Source organism: Candidatus Dormiibacterota bacterium (assembly GCA_035544955.1).
Taxonomy (GTDB): Bacteria; Chloroflexota; Dormibacteria; order CF-121; family CF-121; genus CF-13.
Genome location: DASZZN010000044.1, coordinates 19,742 through 34,893, shown reverse-complemented (window position 1 = coordinate 34,893; position 15,152 = coordinate 19,742). Strand labels below are relative to the sequence as shown.

Sequence of the window (15,152 nt, the reverse complement as noted above, 5' to 3'; positions counted from 1 at the left end):
CTAAAGCGCCACTCGCGAGGGGCGACGCCCCGAGCGCCGCTCGCGTGGGCCGACGGGCCCGGCTTGCGGGAGAGGGTCGGGTGGGCGAACCTGGAAACGGCCGTGTCGCAGTCCGATCAACGAGCGATACAAGCCATGCGGGAAAGCCGCGACCCTGACTTATGACTGTAGGTGCGGGAGATCCCGCGACCAGAATGGCAAGCAACCGGCGCCTTTTCATCGTGCTCAGTGGATGGGCTGGCTTTGCCGTGTTTTTCGCCGCCTGGCTGTACTTCCACTGGGGTGGTAGCTCGGCAACTCGTCGGTTCGACGACATCGGGGAAACCCTGGCCGCCCTCGTCGCGGCCGCGGCCTGCGGAGTCGCCGCCTGGCGTCATCAGCGCCGAACCCGGATCGCCTGGGCGCTGATCGGCGCCTCCGCGCTGTGCTGGGGTCTGGGCCAGGCCGTCTGGTCGTACTACGAGCTGGTCAAGGCCCAGCAGACTCCGTTCCCTTCCCTGGCTGATCTCGGATATCTCGCCGCCGTGCCGCTCGCGGTCGCCGGCGTGCTGTCCTTCCCCTCGGCGCCCAACCGAGCCACCTCCCTGCTCAGGACGATCCTGGACGCGCTCCTCATCGCCGGCTCGCTCTTCATCATCAGCTGGGCGACGGTCCTCGGCACGGTCTACCGAGCCGGCTCGGGCGGTCTGGTGTCGCAACTGATCGGTCTGGCTTACCCCGCCGGCGACATCGTGATCGCGACCATCCTGCTGATCGTGGCGTCCAGGGCCGGTCGCGCCAACCGCCTGCCCTTTCTCCTGCTGACCGGAGGGCTGATCGCCAACCTGCTGTCCGACAGCGCGTTCGCCTACCTGACGACCACCAACACCTACGGAACCGGCAATCCAACCGATACTGGCTGGGCCGCCGGCTACCTGCTGATCGCGATCGCGGGCCTTCGGGCGGCCACGACTCGCGCGGCGAGCCCGGCCGCGAGCGATGGCACACCCGGTCGGATCTGGCTGGCGCTACCCTACGTGCCGATCGCGGCGGCGGCCATCGTCGCCGTCGTCGAGGAGTCGCTGCCCGGAGAGCTGGACCCGGTGGTGTTCTGGTCTGTGATGGGTCTGATCGTGGGCGTCGTCCTTCGGCAATACCTGATGCTCACCGACAACCAGCTCCTCAACCGACGGCTGGAAGCGAACGCGGCCGACCTCGCCAAGAGGGAAGAGCATTTTCGCGCACTGGTCCAAAACTCGTCGGATGTGATTACGCTTATCGGGCGTCACGGCTCGATCAGGTATCAGAGCGCCTCCGTCGAGCGGATCCTCGGGTATAAGGAGGACGAGCTCCTGGGCAAGCCGTTCGGAGACCTGGTGCACCCAGAGGACCGCACCCAACTGCTCCGGAAGATCGACGAGGCCATCAATATCGTCGGACCGCCGATTTCCGCCGAGTGCCGGCTGCGGCGGGTGGACGACTCCTACTGCCTTGCCGAGATCACGATCACCAATCTCCTCGAGCTGCCCGCGGTCCGCGGCCTCGTTCTGAACACTCGCGACGTCAGCGAGCGCAAGGCGTTGGAAGAAAAGCTCACGCACCAGGCGTTCCACGACTCGCTCACCAACCTGCCCAACCGGGCTGCCTTCCGGATCGGCCTGGACCACGCCTTGAGTGGGAGCGCCGAGGGGCGGATCGCGGTTCTCTTCCTCGATCTCGACGATTTCAAGGCCGTGAATGACACGCTGGGCCACAACATCGGCGATCAGTTACTGGTCGCGGTCGGTGCTCGCGTCGCGTCCACGCTACGACCTGGCGACACGGTTGCGCGCCTGGGCGGTGACGAATTCGCGGTCCTGCTGAAGAGGATGGAGGACGAGCAGATCGCCGAGCGGGTCGCCGAACGGATCACGCGCCAGCTTTTGCCGCCCTTCGCGATTGGAGGGAAGGAGATCTCCATACGGGCCAGCATTGGCATCGCCGGCCTGGTGTCGGGGCAGGAGGCGGCGGATGAGCTCCTCAAGAATGCGGACGTCGCGATGTACATCGCGAAGGCGAAAGGCAAGGCGCGCTTCGTCCACTTCGAGGCCTCGCTGGCGAACGCGGCGATCGAGCGGATGGAACTCGAGCACGACCTGCGAAGCGCGCTCGAAGAGAAGCAGTTCGTGTTGCAGTACGAGCCGGTGATCATGCTCGAATCCGGCGCGGTTCACAGCGTCGAGGCGCTGGTGCGGTGGAACCATCCACGCCGGGGCCTCCTGTCCCCGGTAGATTTCATCGGTGTCGCTGAGCAGAGCGGGCTGATCGTCGACCTCGGGCGCTGGGTGCTGCAACAGGCGACCCGCGACGGGCGCCGCTGGCAGGTGCGCTTTCCGTCGGTGCCGCCGATGCAGATCAGCGTCAACCTCTCCGGGCGGCAGATCGAGCGTCCCGAGTTGATCAAGGAAGTCGTCGACGCGGTCGACGCCGCCGGTCTCGACCCCCAATCGTTGATCCTCGAGCTGACCGAGAGCGTGCTGATTGCCGACACGGAGCCGGTGGCTCGCACGTTGCAGGAACTCCGGAGCCTTGGCTTCCGCCTCGCGCTCGACGACTTCGGCACCGGCTACTCGTCGCTCGGGCACCTGCGGGACTTCCCGGTCGACATCCTCAAAATGGATGCGTCCTTCGTGGCCGGCATTGGACGCGGCATGGCCGACGGCGCCATCCTGCGCGCCATCATCGGGCTCGCCAACAGCCTGGGCTTGATGACGATTGGGGAGGGTATCGAACGGCAAGATCAGCTGGCCGCGCTGAACGCGATGGGCTGCAACGCAGGCCAGGGTTTCTACTTCTCCAAGCCCCTCGAGTACGAGGCGATGGAGGCGCTGCTGGCATCGTGCATCCAGAGCGGCACGGGGCGGCAGCTGCCGCCCGCGTGGCGTATGAGCGCGTAGGCTCGTCACTTAAGATGCACGCCTATGCGTGCCCGCCGGGCGGCCACACTGGGGGTGCTGCTCGCACTCACCGGTTGCGACAGCAGCCCGCCGCCGAACGAGCCAAGCTTGCCTCCGCCAAGCGTGATCAGCGGTGCGGTCCCACTGGCAGCCGGCTGTACCGGCCCGTCGCCGCCGGCGCCGACTGAGCCGTCGCTCGCGGCCGATCCTGGTGATCCACGGCAGCTGGTCGCGAGCTGGCTGGAGAATGCGGTGGGCACAATCGTCGCCGTCAGCCATGACGGGGGCGCTACCTGGAGTCGATCGGCCCTCCCAGGTTTGCTCAGCTGCGCCGGTGGCCGCTACGCCCATACGAGCGACCCCTGGGTGTCGATCGGACAGGACGGCATCATCTATGTCGCCGGTCTAGCTTCCCAGCCGGCCACCTCGACCGGTACCACTCGCGACGTCGTGGTGAGTGTCTCGCGCGATCATGGGGCCAGTTGGGAGGCGCCCGTTGTCGTCGAGAGCGGGACCGCGCCGCCGCTCCAACCTGACAAAGAGGCGATCCTGGCCGATCCGCGGCGTCCCGCAACCGCGTATGCGGTGTGGGTCGACTACCGGGTCTTAAGCGGCGTCGAGCCGTCGGTCGACAAGGTGATGTTCTCGCGCACCAGCGATGGGGGCCACACCTGGTCGACCCCGGCCGCGATCTACAGTGGCAACGACGAAGCCCAGCAGAACCAGCTGCTGATGACCGCCGGTGGCGTGCTGCTCGATGTCTTCGCCGAAGCTCCCTCGCTGCCTGGCACGCCGCATCCGCCGCCGTTGCCGGTCAAGATCCGGCTGATCCGCTCGACCGACCAGGGAAAGACCTGGTCGGCACCGGTTGATGCGGCGACGTTCACCTACACGAACGCCGTCGATCCGGGCAGCGGTGCTCAGCTTCGTTTCAGCGGCCAGGATATTACCGCCACGTCGGCTGGCAATGCCGTGTACGTCGCCTGGTTCGAAGACCACGCGGATTTCTCAACGATCCAGGTCGCTCGCTCCGAGGACGCCGGGGTTCACTGGCGCGCACCGCAGCGCGTAGTGCGTGAGAAGGCCGAAGCCTTTCTACCCACGCTGGCGGTGGCCGGCGATGCCACGGTCGGATTGCTCTGGTACGACTTCCGCCATTTCACGCAAGGCAGCCCGGTGCTCGACACCGAGGTCTGGTTCAGCACGTCGCGCGATCGCGGCGTCCACTGGACCGAACGCCGAGCGGCCGGGCCGTTCGATCTGCGTTCCGCGCCCGCCGTCCGCTACGGCCGCTTCATCGGCGACTACATGGGGCTGGTTGGCCTACCCGACGGCTTCGCGGCGGCTTTCGTCCAGGCGACGCCATCGAGCCGGCACGGCCCCACGGACGTCTTCTTCTCGCGAATCGCCGGCTAGGCCGGCTTCAGGCCGAAGAAGTTGGTGCCGACGGCGGTCATCACCAGCTGGCCGTTCTGGTTGCGCAGGTGGCCGCGCCAGCGAACGATCCCCATCGGCCGGCTGTTCGATTTACGGGCCGCAAGCACCTCGATCTGTCCGGTCAGGGTATCGCCGGGCCGCACCGGAGCCGGCCAGCTCAACTCTTCCATTCCGGGCGAACCAAAGCTGCTGGTTTGCGCGATCAGGTTCCGCACCAGCAGGCCCATGAAGAGGGCGCCCGTGTGCCAGCCGCTGGCAATCAGCCCGCCGTAGATCGTGAAGCTCGCCGCGTTGGGATCGAGGTGCATCGGCTGCGGATCGTACTGCTGCGCGAACCCGATGATGTCCGCCTGGCTGACCTGAATGCTGCCGAGGTCGATGAGCTCGCCGACCTGGAAGTCCTCGTAGTAGCGAGTCAGGGGCGCAACGTCCGTTCAAGCTGATCGAGATGGAGTTCGAGGTGTGCGCAGAGCGGCATCGAGGCGATCTCCTCGGCGCTCATGGAAAAACCCTCGTAGAGGACCGCCCGTCGGCGCATCGCCTCGGCGTCGGCCGAGCGGAGGTAGGCGATGGTCCGCTGGTGATCGCGCTGGGCGAAGGCGAGTAACTGGTCGGGCGGTAGCGAGCTCAGCTGTTCGCTGGCGACGTCGCGCTGCTTGACCTGGGGCAGCAACTCCAGCTCCGCCAGTTTGCCGGAGCCGATCTGCGACGTGAGCACGCCGTAGAACTTCGACAGGACGACGATGTGGGCGAGGATGTCGTGGCCAGTCCACTCAGCACCCGACCCACCGACGGAACTGGTTGGAATGTCCCGAACGAGATCCGCCAGCCTGGCCGAGTCAGCTTCCAGCCGATCGGCGAGCCGGCGCCGCTCGAAATCCACGATCTCATCGAGGAACGACCACATCTCGCGCTCCGTAAACGCCGGACTCTCGATCCGCACTCGGCAAGTCTAGGGGGTCAGGTAGCCTTGTCGGGAATGGCCCGACCCGTGTCGACGCGACGCCAAACAGGCCCGTATGGCTCCTGGCGCTCGCCTGTCACGGCCGACGCGATCGTCGCCGGGGTCATTGGACTCGGCCAGATCCAGCTCGACGGCGATGACATCTATTGGGTCGAACAGCGGCCCGCCGAGGCCGGCCGCAATGTCGTTGTCCGGCGCCGCCCTGGCGGCAGCATCACGGACATCACACCGGCGGAGTACAACGTGCGCACCCGCGCGCACGAGTACGGCGGCGGTGCCTACCTGGTGCGCGAGGGCACCGTCTGGTTCTCGAACTTCAAAGATCAGCGTCTCTACCGGCAGGATCCCGGGAAATCACCCGTCGCCATCACGCCGGCGCAAGACATCCGGCATGCCGATCTCGTCTTCGACCACCGGCATCAACGATTGATCGCGGTTCGCGAGAACCACACCACCGACTTGCCGTCGGCGGTCAACAGCATCGTCAGTCTCGATCCGATAGGCAAGACGCCGGCGCGAACCCTCGTCCAGGCCAACGATTTCTACGCTTCGCCGCGGGTCAGCCCCTCGGGTACGCACTTGAGCTGGCTGACCTGGAACCACCCGAACATGCCGTGGGACGGAACAGAACTCTGGGTCGCGGAGTTGAGCGAGGACGGGCTCCACGCACCTCGCAAAGTCGCCGGAGGTGAACACGAATCGATCTTCCAACCCGCCTGGTCGCCGGACGGTGTGCTGTTCTTCGTTTCCGACCGGACCAGCTGGTGGAACCTGTACCGCTGGCGCACACCAAATGGCGAACCGGTGGTAGAAACGGCCGCCGAGCTCGGTGCCGGGCAATGGGTATTCGCCATGTCGACCTATGCGTTCGAATCCGAGCGTCGCATTGTCTGCCAGGTCCGATCCAAGGGCGTTGCCCACCTGGCCACCATCGACTCGCAGAGTGGACATCTCCATGCGATCCATACGCCCTTTGCGGCATTCTCGCCGTACATTCAGGCACGCTCCGGGCGTGTGTTCACCATCGCCGGGTCACCAACCGAGCCGATGACCCTCATCGCCCTCGACCTCGAGAGCGGGAGCGTGGAGCTGCTGCGCCGTTCCGCCGAACGCGTCGTCGATCCAACCTATATCTCCGTGCCGAAGGCGATCGAATTTCCCACCGAGGGCGGGGTCACCGCGCACGCCTTTTTCTATCCGCCGGTCAATCCGGAGTACGACGCACCTGCCGGCGAGCTCCCGCCGTTGATCGTTTACGTCCACGGCGGCCCGACGAGCGCGGTGTCGAATGCGCTCGACATCAGCGACCAGTTCTGGACGACCCGCGGCTTCGCCTATCTGGTGGTGAACTACGGTGGCAGCACCGGGTTCGGCCGCGAATACCGGCAACGCCTCAACGGCCAGTGGGGCGTGGTCGACGTCAACGACTCCGTCAATGGCGCCCGTTACCTGATCGAACGTGGCCTGGTCGACCCCAACCGGGTCACGATCACCGGCGGAAGCGCCGGCGGCTACACGGTCCTGCGAGCCCTGACCTCCACAGATTTCTTCAAAGCCGGGGCGAGCCATTTCGGCATCAGCGACCTGGAAGTGTTTCACAGCGACACGCACAAGTTCGAGTCGATGTATGACCAGAGCCTGCTGGGTCGGTGGCCGCAGGATCGACACATCTATCGCGAGCGGTCGGCGATCCACTCCGTCGATCGGATCACCGCGCCCGTGATCCTCTTCCAGGGGTTGGAGGACAAGATCGTGCCGCCCAACCAGGCGGAGCTCATTGTCGCGGCGCTGCGCAAGAAGGGGTTGCCGGTCGCCTACATTCCCTTCGAGGGCGAGCAGCACGGTTTCCGCATCGCGAAGAACATCAAGCGCTCGCTCGAGGCCGAGCTCTACTTCTATTCGAAGGTCTTCGGCTTCCCCCTAGCTGATCCGATCGAGCCGGTGCCGATCGAGAATCTCAAGCAGCCCGCTGGAACGACGTAAGCTCGGCCTTACCTCGCTGCAGGTGCCGGTTATTGGCATGGGCACCTGGCAGACCTTCGATACCGATGACGACCGCGCCCCGATCGTCGACGAGGCGCTCTCGGTCGACATGAACCTCTTCGACTCGTCGCCCATGTACGGTCGGGCGGAGCAGACGTTGGCGACGGCCCTCAAGGGTCGCCGGGATCGGGCGATCATCGCCACCAAGATCTGGACGAGCAGCCCGACCGAGGGGCGGGAGCAGGCCAATCACGCGCTGCGCCTGTTCGGCCGGGTCGAGATCTACCAGGTGCACAACCTCGTCAACTGGCCGGCGCAACTCCGTTTTGCTCGAGCAGCTGAAAGGGGAGGCGAAGGTTGTTGCAGCCGAGGCGACCCACTACGACCCGAGCGGCTTCGACGATCTCTGCGACCTGATGAGCACCAGGCGCCTCGACATGGTCCAGGTTCCATACAACCCGCGTCGCCGCGAGGCGGAGCGCCGCGTCCTCCCACTCGCCGCCGAGCTGGGTCTGGGTGTCCTTACGCATAGTCCCCCCGCTACGGCGTGCTCGAGCGGCCGCCGAGTCCTGAGGTGATCAAGACTTTTGGCGTTCGCACATGGCCCCAGGCCATCCTCAAGTGGGTCGCCAGCGATCCGCGGGTTAGCTGCGTGCTGACGGCGACGAAGACGCGCGGGCGGGCGACCCGCACTGGTTCGATCCGGATCAGCGCGAGCGACGGCCAACCTGTTGCGGTAGCCGCCCAAACTTTTCCGGGCCGCCAAGCCCTCTAATAGGGTGACCGCCATGGTGGAAGAAGAGCAGGGAAAGAAGCTGGATGATTCCACAGCCTTTGAGGCGTCATTGCGGAAATACGCTCGCTCCATGCTCCAGTACGCGGACTTTGTCCTCCATGATCTCAGCGCCGCCGAAGATGCTGTCCAGGAGGCCTTTGTGATTGCCTGGCAACGTCGGGAAAGCTTGCGGGAGGAATCCGCATTCGGCCCATGGCTGCGCCGGATCGTCCTTCGCGAGTGCCTGCGCTGGCGACGGCGTCCATGGGTTCGCTGGCTGACGCTCACGGAGCACGTCGTGAGCCGGGAGCCTCAGCCCGATGCCACGCAGAGTCTGGACGTTGGGCGCGCGGTCGCCAGGCTGTCCCCGCAGTTGCGTGCCGTCATCTTTCTGCACTTCTTCGAAGACCTGACGCTTAAGGCAGTCGCGACCGAACTTCACATTCCAGAGGGCACCGCGAAAACCCGCCTCTATGAAGCGCTACGGCGACTTGAGGGCTCCCTAGCAGGCTATTCGGCGCCCAGCGAGCAGGTGACGCGATGAAGAACGTCGACGAACTCCGCCACTACATTCACGCGCGGGCAGACGCGGTGCCCGAGAGTGAGGCAAGGCACATTCTCGACCGGGCGGCGCGCACCTGGCAGCAGCATCCCGGTCGCTGGCGGCGCCCGCAGGCCGTTCTGGCGCTGGGCCTGGCGCTCGTCACGATCGCGAGCATCGGGTTCGTCCAGATCTGGGCGGTTCAGCATCGCGCGGCTGCGCCGAAGATCCTCCCAACCGTCGTGCCCCAGCATACGTTCATGAAACCCGAAGGGATTGCGATCGGAGCCGACGGTAGCGTGTACGTCTCGGATTACGCGGCCCTACGTGTTTTCCGGTTGCAGACGAATGGGCGCGTCGCGATCGTGGCCGGTAGCGGCACTTTTGCGGAAGGCGGCGATGGTGGCCGGGCGACGAAGGCGGATCTTCAGGCGCCTGCGGGCATGGCCTTCGACCGCCACGGCAACCTCTACGTGGCCGACTTCTGGGGGGATCGGGTCCGGCGGATTGACTCCAGCGGAACCATCGCCACGATTGCCGGGAGCGGTCCGACCGGCCTCAGCCGAAGCCCCTCGCAGCCCGATCCAAACGGCAACTTCTCGGGTGATGGCGGTCCGGCGACCGCCGCCGGGTTCTTCGGCCCGCTCGGCCTGGCGTTCGATCACAGTGGCGCTCTGTACGTGGCGGACTCGAACAATGCTCGGGTGCGCCGGATAACCCCGGATGGGACGGTCACTAGTCTCGAGGCGTGGTCGCTGCCGGTGCGGCCGTGGTTGCCGCGTTACCTGGCATTCGACGCTGCCGGCAACCTGTACGTGGCCGACGGCGCGCCGGTTCCTTCAATGGGTAGCCTGATCGGCGGATGCCGGATCGTCCGTGTCAGCCCAGCTCGAGTCATGACCGTCGTGGCTGGAACTGGCATGTGCGGCTTCGGCGGGGATGGCGGACCGGCCGCCGCTGCCAAGCTCGACAATCCCTCCGGCCTTGCCTTCGACTCCGCCGGGAATCTCTACGTTGCCGACTCGAACAACCAGCGGATTCGGCGCATCGACCGAAATGGACTCATCACAACAGTTGCCGGGACCGGCGCCGTTGGATTCAGTGGTGATGGCAGGCCCGGAACCAAGGCCGACATCTTCGATCCGGTCGGGATCGGCATCGCGGGTGACAAGCTTTACATCGCCGAAGGCGCCGGCCGCCGTCTCCGCGTGCTACAGATTTCGAGCGGCATCATTACAACGGCAGCCAGTTAGATCAGGGCGAGGCGCCGGGTAGCTCCTGCCACGGGGCCACCGACCGATCGTATTCCCAGACGTCCAGCTCTGGAACCTCGAGCCCACGCGCGCCAAGGATCGAGAGGACATGGGCGCGGTGAACGTCGCCGTGGTGGATCGCCTGTGCCATCGGCACCGCCGCCGGCAAACGCCAGCCGTTCGTCGCGGTGACCTCGCGGTCCGGCACGTCCGAGTCTTGGGCTAGCGTCTCCCATTGCGGACCCATGCGTCGGATGCGCTCTGCGAGCTCATCCAGTGGAATCGGCCCATCAGGCATTTGGTCGGGTCGGGTGAAGGCGGCGGCCGCCTCTTTGGTACGGAACGGATGGCGGGTCACGATCGAGAGGTAGCCCTCCTCTGAATCGACCAGGTGCCGCAGTGTTTCGCGAACCGTCCCATAGGTGCCGGGGATGGTGGCGTCCAGGTGGTCGCCGACGAGGCCCTGGCAAAACTCGATCACTCGCAGGGTCGCCCAGGTCTTGTGTCGATACAGCTCGAGGAGCGCACGGTTCATCGTTTTGCCTTCAACCGCCAAGGTACGCCTTCTGGACCTCGGGATTTCGTCGAAGCGCCGCTCCGGTTCCGCTAAGCAGGATGCGGCCGGTCTCGACGACGTAGGCCCGATCCGCGATCTCGAGCGCGCGTAAGGCGTTCTGCTCGACCAGCAGGATGGTGACGCCGTCGTTGTGGATGCGCTGGATCACCTCGAAGACGGTGTCCACCATCTGGGGGGCGAGCCCCAGCGATGGTTCGTCCAGCAGCAAGAGCTTGGGTTGCGCCAGGAGTCCGCGCGCGATCGCGAGGATCTGCTGCTCGCCTCCGGAGAGCTGCCCGGCCGGCAAATCCCGCCGCTGGCCCAGGATCGGGAACTGCTCCATCAATCCCTCGATCTCGCGATGGGCCGAGCGGCCGTCTCGTCGCGCCCACGCGCCGAGCTCGAGGTTTTCGCGGACCGTCAAACGCGCCAGGATCTCGCGCCCCTCCGGTACCTGGACCAGCCCCTGCCGGACGATCCGGTCGGGCGGCGCCGTCGTGAGATCGAGCTCGCCGAATCGCGCCACGCCCGAATGCGGCCGCAGCACGCCCGACAGCGAATTGAGAATGGTCGATTTCCCGGCTCCATTCGCTCCGATGAGGGCGACGATCTCCCCCTTGCCGACGCCGAACGAGACGCCACGCACCGCCTGGATCGCGCCATACGAAACCTGGAGGTCGCGAACATCGAGGAGGGGAGAGGCCGGCTCGGCGGCGACGGCCGTCGAGGTGGCCGCCACGTCCATCTCTTCGGACCCGGGGACGTGCGCCGCAGTCTTCTGGGCCTGGCTCCCGAGATACGCCGTGATCACGGTGGGGTCCTGGGAAACCGTGGCGGGCGGACCGTCCGCGATCTTCCGTCCAAAGTTGAGAACCGCGATGTGGCGGCAGACACTCATCACCAGCCTCATGTCGTGGTCGATGAGCAGCACCGTCAAGCCATCCTGGTTGAGCTGCTGGATCAGCGCGCGAACTCGGTCCTTCTCGGCCGGGTTCATTCCGGCGGCGGGCTCGTCGAGGATCAGCAGATGCGGATTGAGCGCGAGCGCCCGCGCGACTTCGAGCCGCCGCTGGTCGCCGTACGACAGGGTGGCGGCCCGCCGGTCGCCGAACGACTCGGGCGGCAGGCCGACGCGCGCCAGCAGCTCACGTGCCTGCTTCAACCGGAGGTGGTCCTCCTTGAGCAGTGCCGGGATGGGGATCAGCTGCTGCAGCGTGTCATCACGCCGGCGGAGATGCATGCCGACGAGGACGTTCTCGATTGCCGTCAGGTTGCGGTAAAGGCGCAGCGTCTGGAAGGTGCGCGCCACACCCAGGCCCGCGACGGCGTGCGGCGGTCGCCGCGCCAGCTCGGTGCCGTTTCCGCCCCGCTGCAATCGGATGCTGCCCGACTGCGGACGGATGTAGCCGGTTACCAGGTTGACAAGTGTCGTCTTGCCGGCGCCGTTGGGACCGATCAAGCCGAAGATGGTCCCTTCCTCGATCTCCAGCGACACGTCGTCGACGGCATGCACGCCGCCGAACGAACGGTTGACGTTAGTGAGCTGCAGCAGGGCGTTCATGCGCTCTCCAGCGCGTCCACCAGCGAGGCGCGATGATGGCGAGGCCACCCCGGCCGACGATCCCCTGGGGCCGGAAGATGATGACGAGGATCAGGATGACGCCGTTGACGACGTCTCGGTAGGCGGCAAACTGTCGCACGATCTCTGGCAACGCGGTGAGGAAAACCGCGCCCACGATCGGGCCGATCACGTTGGTTGTTCCTCCAACCACGGCGAAGGTGAGGATCTGGATCGTGCGGGTCACGCTGTACTCGGTGGGGTCGACGAAGAAATTGATGTGCGTCTCGAGTGCCCCGGCATAGCCGGCGAGGATGGCGCTGATGATGAAGGCGATCATCTTGTAGACGGGCACGTTGATCCCATTGCTGGAAGCCGCCAGCTCGTCCTCGCGGATCGCCGCCCAGGCCTGCCCGAGCCGCGTCCGCGTCAGCCGCCACACGAGGTAGGTCAGGATTGGCAAAGAGATCAAGATCGGGACAATGCCGCCCAGGGGATCCGCGGTCTCATTCTTCAAGCCCTGGCCTTCACCGGTAATCGGTAGGTTGAGGATGACGCCCAGCCGAAGCGCCTCGACGAAGCCGATGGTGGCGATCGCGAGAAACACCCCGCGCAGGCGCAGCACCGGCAGGCCCACCAGGACGCTGACCGCACCCGCCAGCAACGCGCCCGCCAGCATGTCGAGCGGCAGCGGCGTCGGCAAGTACGTGTTCATGATGACGGTGGTGTAGGCGCCAATCGCCATGAAGCCGGCATTGGCAAGGGTGAGCTGTCCGGAGTAGAACGTGACGAAAATGGCGAGCGCCAGGATGGCGTTGATGCCCATCTGCGCGATCAGGAGCTCGTGCGCGTTGTAGAAGCCGACCGGGTTGGTGAACAGCTGAACGAAGAAGTCCACGCCTGACCTAGCGCGTCACTAGAGTCGTTCGCGCAGACGCGCGCCGAAAAGGCCCTGCGGCCGCACCACCAACATCAAGAAGAGCGCGGCAAAGGCCACTCCCGCTTCGACGTTGCCGCCAAAGCGGACGAAGGCAAAGACCTCGATCAGCCCCAGCAAATAGCCGCCCACAACGGCGCCAGGGATGCTGCCCATGCCGCCGAGGACGATGACGGCGAGACCCTTCAGCTCGACCTGGTCACGGCCGATATACGGACTGATGTCGGAGATCGCCAACCCAAAGAGGATTCCGGCGAGGCCGCCCAAGACGGAGGATACGAAGAGCGTCGAGGCGAAGATCCGATCGACGTTGATCCCCAGCAAGGTTGCCGCCCGGCGATTCTCCGCCACCGCCCGAAGCGCTCGGCCGACCTGCGTGAAGCGCATGACGTAGCCGAGCACCAGCATCAAGACCACTGTGGTAGCCAGGATCCCGAGCTTGGTGCCCTCGATCGTCAGCCCGGCGAGGCGGTAGGTCGGGTCGGGTACCGTTCCTGCCGGAAAGCGGACGGAGTTCGCGCCATCCTGCCAGAGCCAGCTGAAGAAGGTGCCCGGCGTTGCCTGCTCGACGATCGCGACGAAGATCAGGGCCAGCCCTATGGTGGAGATGAGGGCGGCGATGGGCGGGGCGTTCCGGCGGCGCAGCGGGCGCAATGCGACGAACTCGATCAGCACGCCGAGCAGGCCGCAGACGAGGACGGCGATGACCGCAGCGGGCAAAAAGGGCATCCCGTGGATGACGACCAGCGAATAGGTGATGACGGCCCCGAGCATGAAGACCGCGCTGTGGGCAAGGTTGAGGACGTCGAGTACGCCGAAAACCAGCGTGTAGCCCACGGCGAAGAGGGCATAGATCGACCCGATGAAAATCGCGTTGAGGACCTGTTGGGTCAACGCGCTTTCAGCTAGGCTTCACCGACTGCACCAGAGTGAACCCACCGTTGCCGTCCATCTTGATCACCCAGATCGTCTGCTTCACGTCGTGCTTGCTCGTGAACTGGAAAGGACCCAGTGGCGTGTCGATGTTGACCGTCTCCATCGCGTCGCGGAGCTTTGTCCGGTCACCGGCGACGTCGCTGAACGTGAGGTTCGCCCGCTTTGCCGCGTCGGCGAGGATCAGGATCGCGGCATAGCCTTGGGCGGCGAACTGGTCCGGGTCGCTGCTGTACTTGGTGCGGTACGCCTGCACAAATCCCGCATTCGAGGTGAAGGTGTTGTTGATGTACCAGGCGCTACCGCTCTCCGCGCCATTGCCGTCGGCTCCGGCGTTCTTTGAAACTGCTGCGGTGTTGAAGCCGTTGCCGCCAAGAAACTGCCCGGTGAATCCCTGCTTGCGCGCCTCGTGCATGATGTTGGCCGGGATGTTGCCCAGGCTGGTGATGAAGATGACGTCGGGGTTCTTCTGCACCGCCTGCGTCACCGGTGGCGCGAAATCGGCCGTCGCTTTGGGGAAGGGGATCGTGGCCAGCAGCTGGATGCCGTACTGGCCAACCGTGTTGGTGACGATCGTTCCGCCGTCCTTTGAGAACTTGTCGTCATTGGCCACCATCAGCACGGCCGTCTTCGGATGGTGCGCGTCGGCGTAAACCTTGATGTTGGCCGGGATGGCCGACTCCTCTCCGAGACTGTCGCGGAAGACGTACGTGCACGGATCCGTTTTCGGGAAGTTGCAATCGGGGACGATGTGGATGCCGGTGGTGCTGACGGCCAGGATCGGAATCTTGAGACTCTCGGCAAGTGGATGGACGGCGACCGCCGAGTTGGACAGCGTGGGTCCGAGGAGGGCTAACGGCTGGACCTGCTGGAAGAGGGTCTGCGCCACCTGCTGTGACTGAATCTTGTCCGAGGCGTCGTCTCGGGTATCGAGTGCGATCTTGGCGCCGTTCACGCCGCCCGAGTTGTTGATCTTCTCCACGGCCAGGTCCATGCCCTTTTTCGAGCTCGGGCCGTAGACGCCGCCGGCGCCCGTGAGCGAGAGGATCGCCCCGAGCTGGATCGTTTTGCCCTGGTATGAGTTCGAGGTGCTGGTTCCTGTCGTGCTGCTGCCGCCACAGGCGGCGAGGGCGAGCGCGAGGGCGATCGCGATGCCACGAGCCACGTTTCTCATCGAGCTTTCTCCCTCCTTCCCTGTCAGGGAATCTGCCGCACAGCTTAGCGGGAATCGAGCTAGGCTATCCAGCAACTTGCTCCCGCTCTTGGCCTGGATTCAAATTTGCCGGCGCGGTCCAGCTGG

Annotated in this window: 15 protein-coding genes; 6 read left to right on the top strand and 9 right to left on the bottom strand. The window is 65.5% G+C overall.

The window, feature by feature from the left end:
* The first annotated feature begins 194 nt into the window (after positions 1-194).
* Positions 195-2,915: an EAL domain-containing protein gene (locus VHK65_15740; protein ID HVS07601.1), complete on the top strand. Its 2,721-nt coding sequence runs from the start codon at positions 195-197 to the stop codon at positions 2,913-2,915.
* Between the two features lie 24 nt (positions 2,916-2,939).
* A complete protein-coding gene (locus VHK65_15735) occupies positions 2,940-4,331 on the top strand; it encodes a sialidase family protein (GenBank protein ID HVS07600.1) in 1,392 nt (463 codons plus the stop codon).
* On the opposite strand, the gene VHK65_15730 is transcribed toward VHK65_15735, so the two are convergent.
* Positions 4,328-4,693 carry a MaoC/PaaZ C-terminal domain-containing protein gene (locus tag VHK65_15730; GenBank protein ID HVS07599.1) on the bottom strand — a complete coding sequence of 122 codons (366 nt, stop codon included), beginning with the start codon at positions 4,691-4,693 and terminating at the stop codon, positions 4,328-4,330. The genes VHK65_15735 and VHK65_15730 overlap by 4 nt on opposite strands.
* Here VHK65_15730 and VHK65_15725 point away from each other — a divergent pair.
* Positions 4,655-4,795 carry a hypothetical protein gene (locus VHK65_15725; protein ID HVS07598.1) on the top strand — a complete coding sequence of 47 codons (141 nt, stop codon included), beginning with the start codon at positions 4,655-4,657 and terminating at the stop codon, positions 4,793-4,795. The genes VHK65_15730 and VHK65_15725 overlap by 39 nt on opposite strands.
* On the opposite strand, the gene VHK65_15720 is transcribed toward VHK65_15725, so the two are convergent.
* Complete coding sequence (locus tag VHK65_15720) at positions 4,768-5,295, bottom strand: DinB family protein (protein HVS07597.1); 528 nt, start codon at positions 5,293-5,295, stop codon at positions 4,768-4,770. The two genes, VHK65_15725 and VHK65_15720, sit on opposite strands and share 28 nt — an antisense overlap.
* Before the next feature lie 36 nt (positions 5,296-5,331).
* Between VHK65_15720 and VHK65_15715 the strand changes: the two genes are divergently transcribed.
* Positions 5,332-7,299 carry a S9 family peptidase gene (locus tag VHK65_15715; GenBank protein HVS07596.1) on the top strand — a complete coding sequence of 656 codons (1,968 nt, stop codon included), beginning with the start codon at positions 5,332-5,334 and terminating at the stop codon, positions 7,297-7,299.
* A 302-nt stretch (positions 7,300-7,601) separates the two neighbouring features.
* On the opposite strand, the gene VHK65_15710 is transcribed toward VHK65_15715, so the two are convergent.
* Positions 7,602-7,829, bottom strand: coding sequence for a hypothetical protein (locus VHK65_15710; protein HVS07595.1), 228 nt, complete (start codon positions 7,827-7,829; stop codon positions 7,602-7,604).
* A gap of 10 nt (positions 7,830-7,839) precedes the next feature.
* Positions 7,840-7,992: a hypothetical protein gene (locus tag VHK65_15705; GenBank protein HVS07594.1), complete on the bottom strand. Its 153-nt coding sequence runs from the start codon at positions 7,990-7,992 to the stop codon at positions 7,840-7,842.
* 95 nt (positions 7,993-8,087) lie between these two features.
* On the opposite strand from VHK65_15705, the gene VHK65_15700 reads away from it, so the two are divergent.
* Entirely contained in the window at positions 8,088-8,618 is a 531-nt protein-coding gene (locus VHK65_15700; protein HVS07593.1) for an RNA polymerase sigma factor, read from the top strand.
* Complete coding sequence (locus VHK65_15695; GenBank protein HVS07592.1) at positions 8,615-9,868, top strand: hypothetical protein; 1,254 nt, start codon at positions 8,615-8,617, stop codon at positions 9,866-9,868. Before VHK65_15700 ends, VHK65_15695 begins: the two co-directional genes overlap by 4 nt.
* A 1-nt stretch (position 9,869) precedes the next feature.
* Here VHK65_15695 and VHK65_15690 read toward each other — a convergent pair whose 3' ends face one another.
* Genes VHK65_15690 through VHK65_15670 form a run of 5 tightly spaced genes read right to left on the bottom strand, consistent with a single transcriptional unit; the run spans position 9,870 to position 15,026 of the window.
* Positions 9,870-10,403 carry a DinB family protein gene (locus tag VHK65_15690; protein HVS07591.1) on the bottom strand — a complete coding sequence of 178 codons (534 nt, stop codon included), beginning with the start codon at positions 10,401-10,403 and terminating at the stop codon, positions 9,870-9,872.
* A gap of 10 nt (positions 10,404-10,413) precedes the next feature.
* The gene (locus tag VHK65_15685) at positions 10,414-11,985 is read right to left on the bottom strand and encodes an ATP-binding cassette domain-containing protein (GenBank protein ID HVS07590.1); all 1,572 of its coding nucleotides are present in this window, start codon (positions 11,983-11,985) and stop codon (positions 10,414-10,416) included.
* Positions 11,960-12,880, bottom strand: coding sequence for a branched-chain amino acid ABC transporter permease (locus tag VHK65_15680; protein HVS07589.1), 921 nt, complete (start codon positions 12,878-12,880; stop codon positions 11,960-11,962). Before VHK65_15680 ends, VHK65_15685 begins: the two co-directional genes overlap by 26 nt.
* 18 nt (positions 12,881-12,898) lie before the next feature.
* The gene (locus tag VHK65_15675) at positions 12,899-13,813 is read right to left on the bottom strand and encodes a branched-chain amino acid ABC transporter permease (protein ID HVS07588.1); all 915 of its coding nucleotides are present in this window, start codon (positions 13,811-13,813) and stop codon (positions 12,899-12,901) included.
* A 7-nt stretch (positions 13,814-13,820) separates the two neighbouring features.
* Positions 13,821-15,026 carry an ABC transporter substrate-binding protein gene (locus tag VHK65_15670; protein HVS07587.1) on the bottom strand — a complete coding sequence of 402 codons (1,206 nt, stop codon included), beginning with the start codon at positions 15,024-15,026 and terminating at the stop codon, positions 13,821-13,823.
* Positions 15,027-15,152 lie beyond the last annotated feature (126 nt).

Excerpts from the sequence above, each read along its gene's own strand:
- VHK65_15710 (HVS07595.1), bottom strand. The coding sequence starts at position 7,829 with ATGCGTAAGGACACCCAGACCCAGCTCGGCGGCGAGTGGGAGGACGCG.
- VHK65_15740 (HVS07601.1), top strand. The coding sequence starts at position 195 with ATGGCAAGCAACCGGCGCCTTTTCATCGTGCTCAGTGGATGGGCTGGC.
- VHK65_15700 (HVS07593.1), top strand. The coding sequence starts at position 8,088 with ATGGTGGAAGAAGAGCAGGGAAAGAAGCTGGATGATTCCACAGCCTTT.
- VHK65_15690 (HVS07591.1), bottom strand. The coding sequence starts at position 10,403 with ATGAACCGTGCGCTCCTCGAGCTGTATCGACACAAGACCTGGGCGACC.
- VHK65_15685 (HVS07590.1), bottom strand. The coding sequence starts at position 11,985 with ATGAACGCCCTGCTGCAGCTCACTAACGTCAACCGTTCGTTCGGCGGC.
- VHK65_15715 (HVS07596.1), top strand. The coding sequence starts at position 5,332 with ATGGCCCGACCCGTGTCGACGCGACGCCAAACAGGCCCGTATGGCTCC.
- VHK65_15670 (HVS07587.1), bottom strand. The coding sequence starts at position 15,026 with ATGAGAAACGTGGCTCGTGGCATCGCGATCGCCCTCGCGCTCGCCCTC.
- VHK65_15735 (HVS07600.1), top strand. The coding sequence starts at position 2,940 with ATGCGTGCCCGCCGGGCGGCCACACTGGGGGTGCTGCTCGCACTCACC.
- VHK65_15695 (HVS07592.1), top strand. The coding sequence starts at position 8,615 with ATGAAGAACGTCGACGAACTCCGCCACTACATTCACGCGCGGGCAGAC.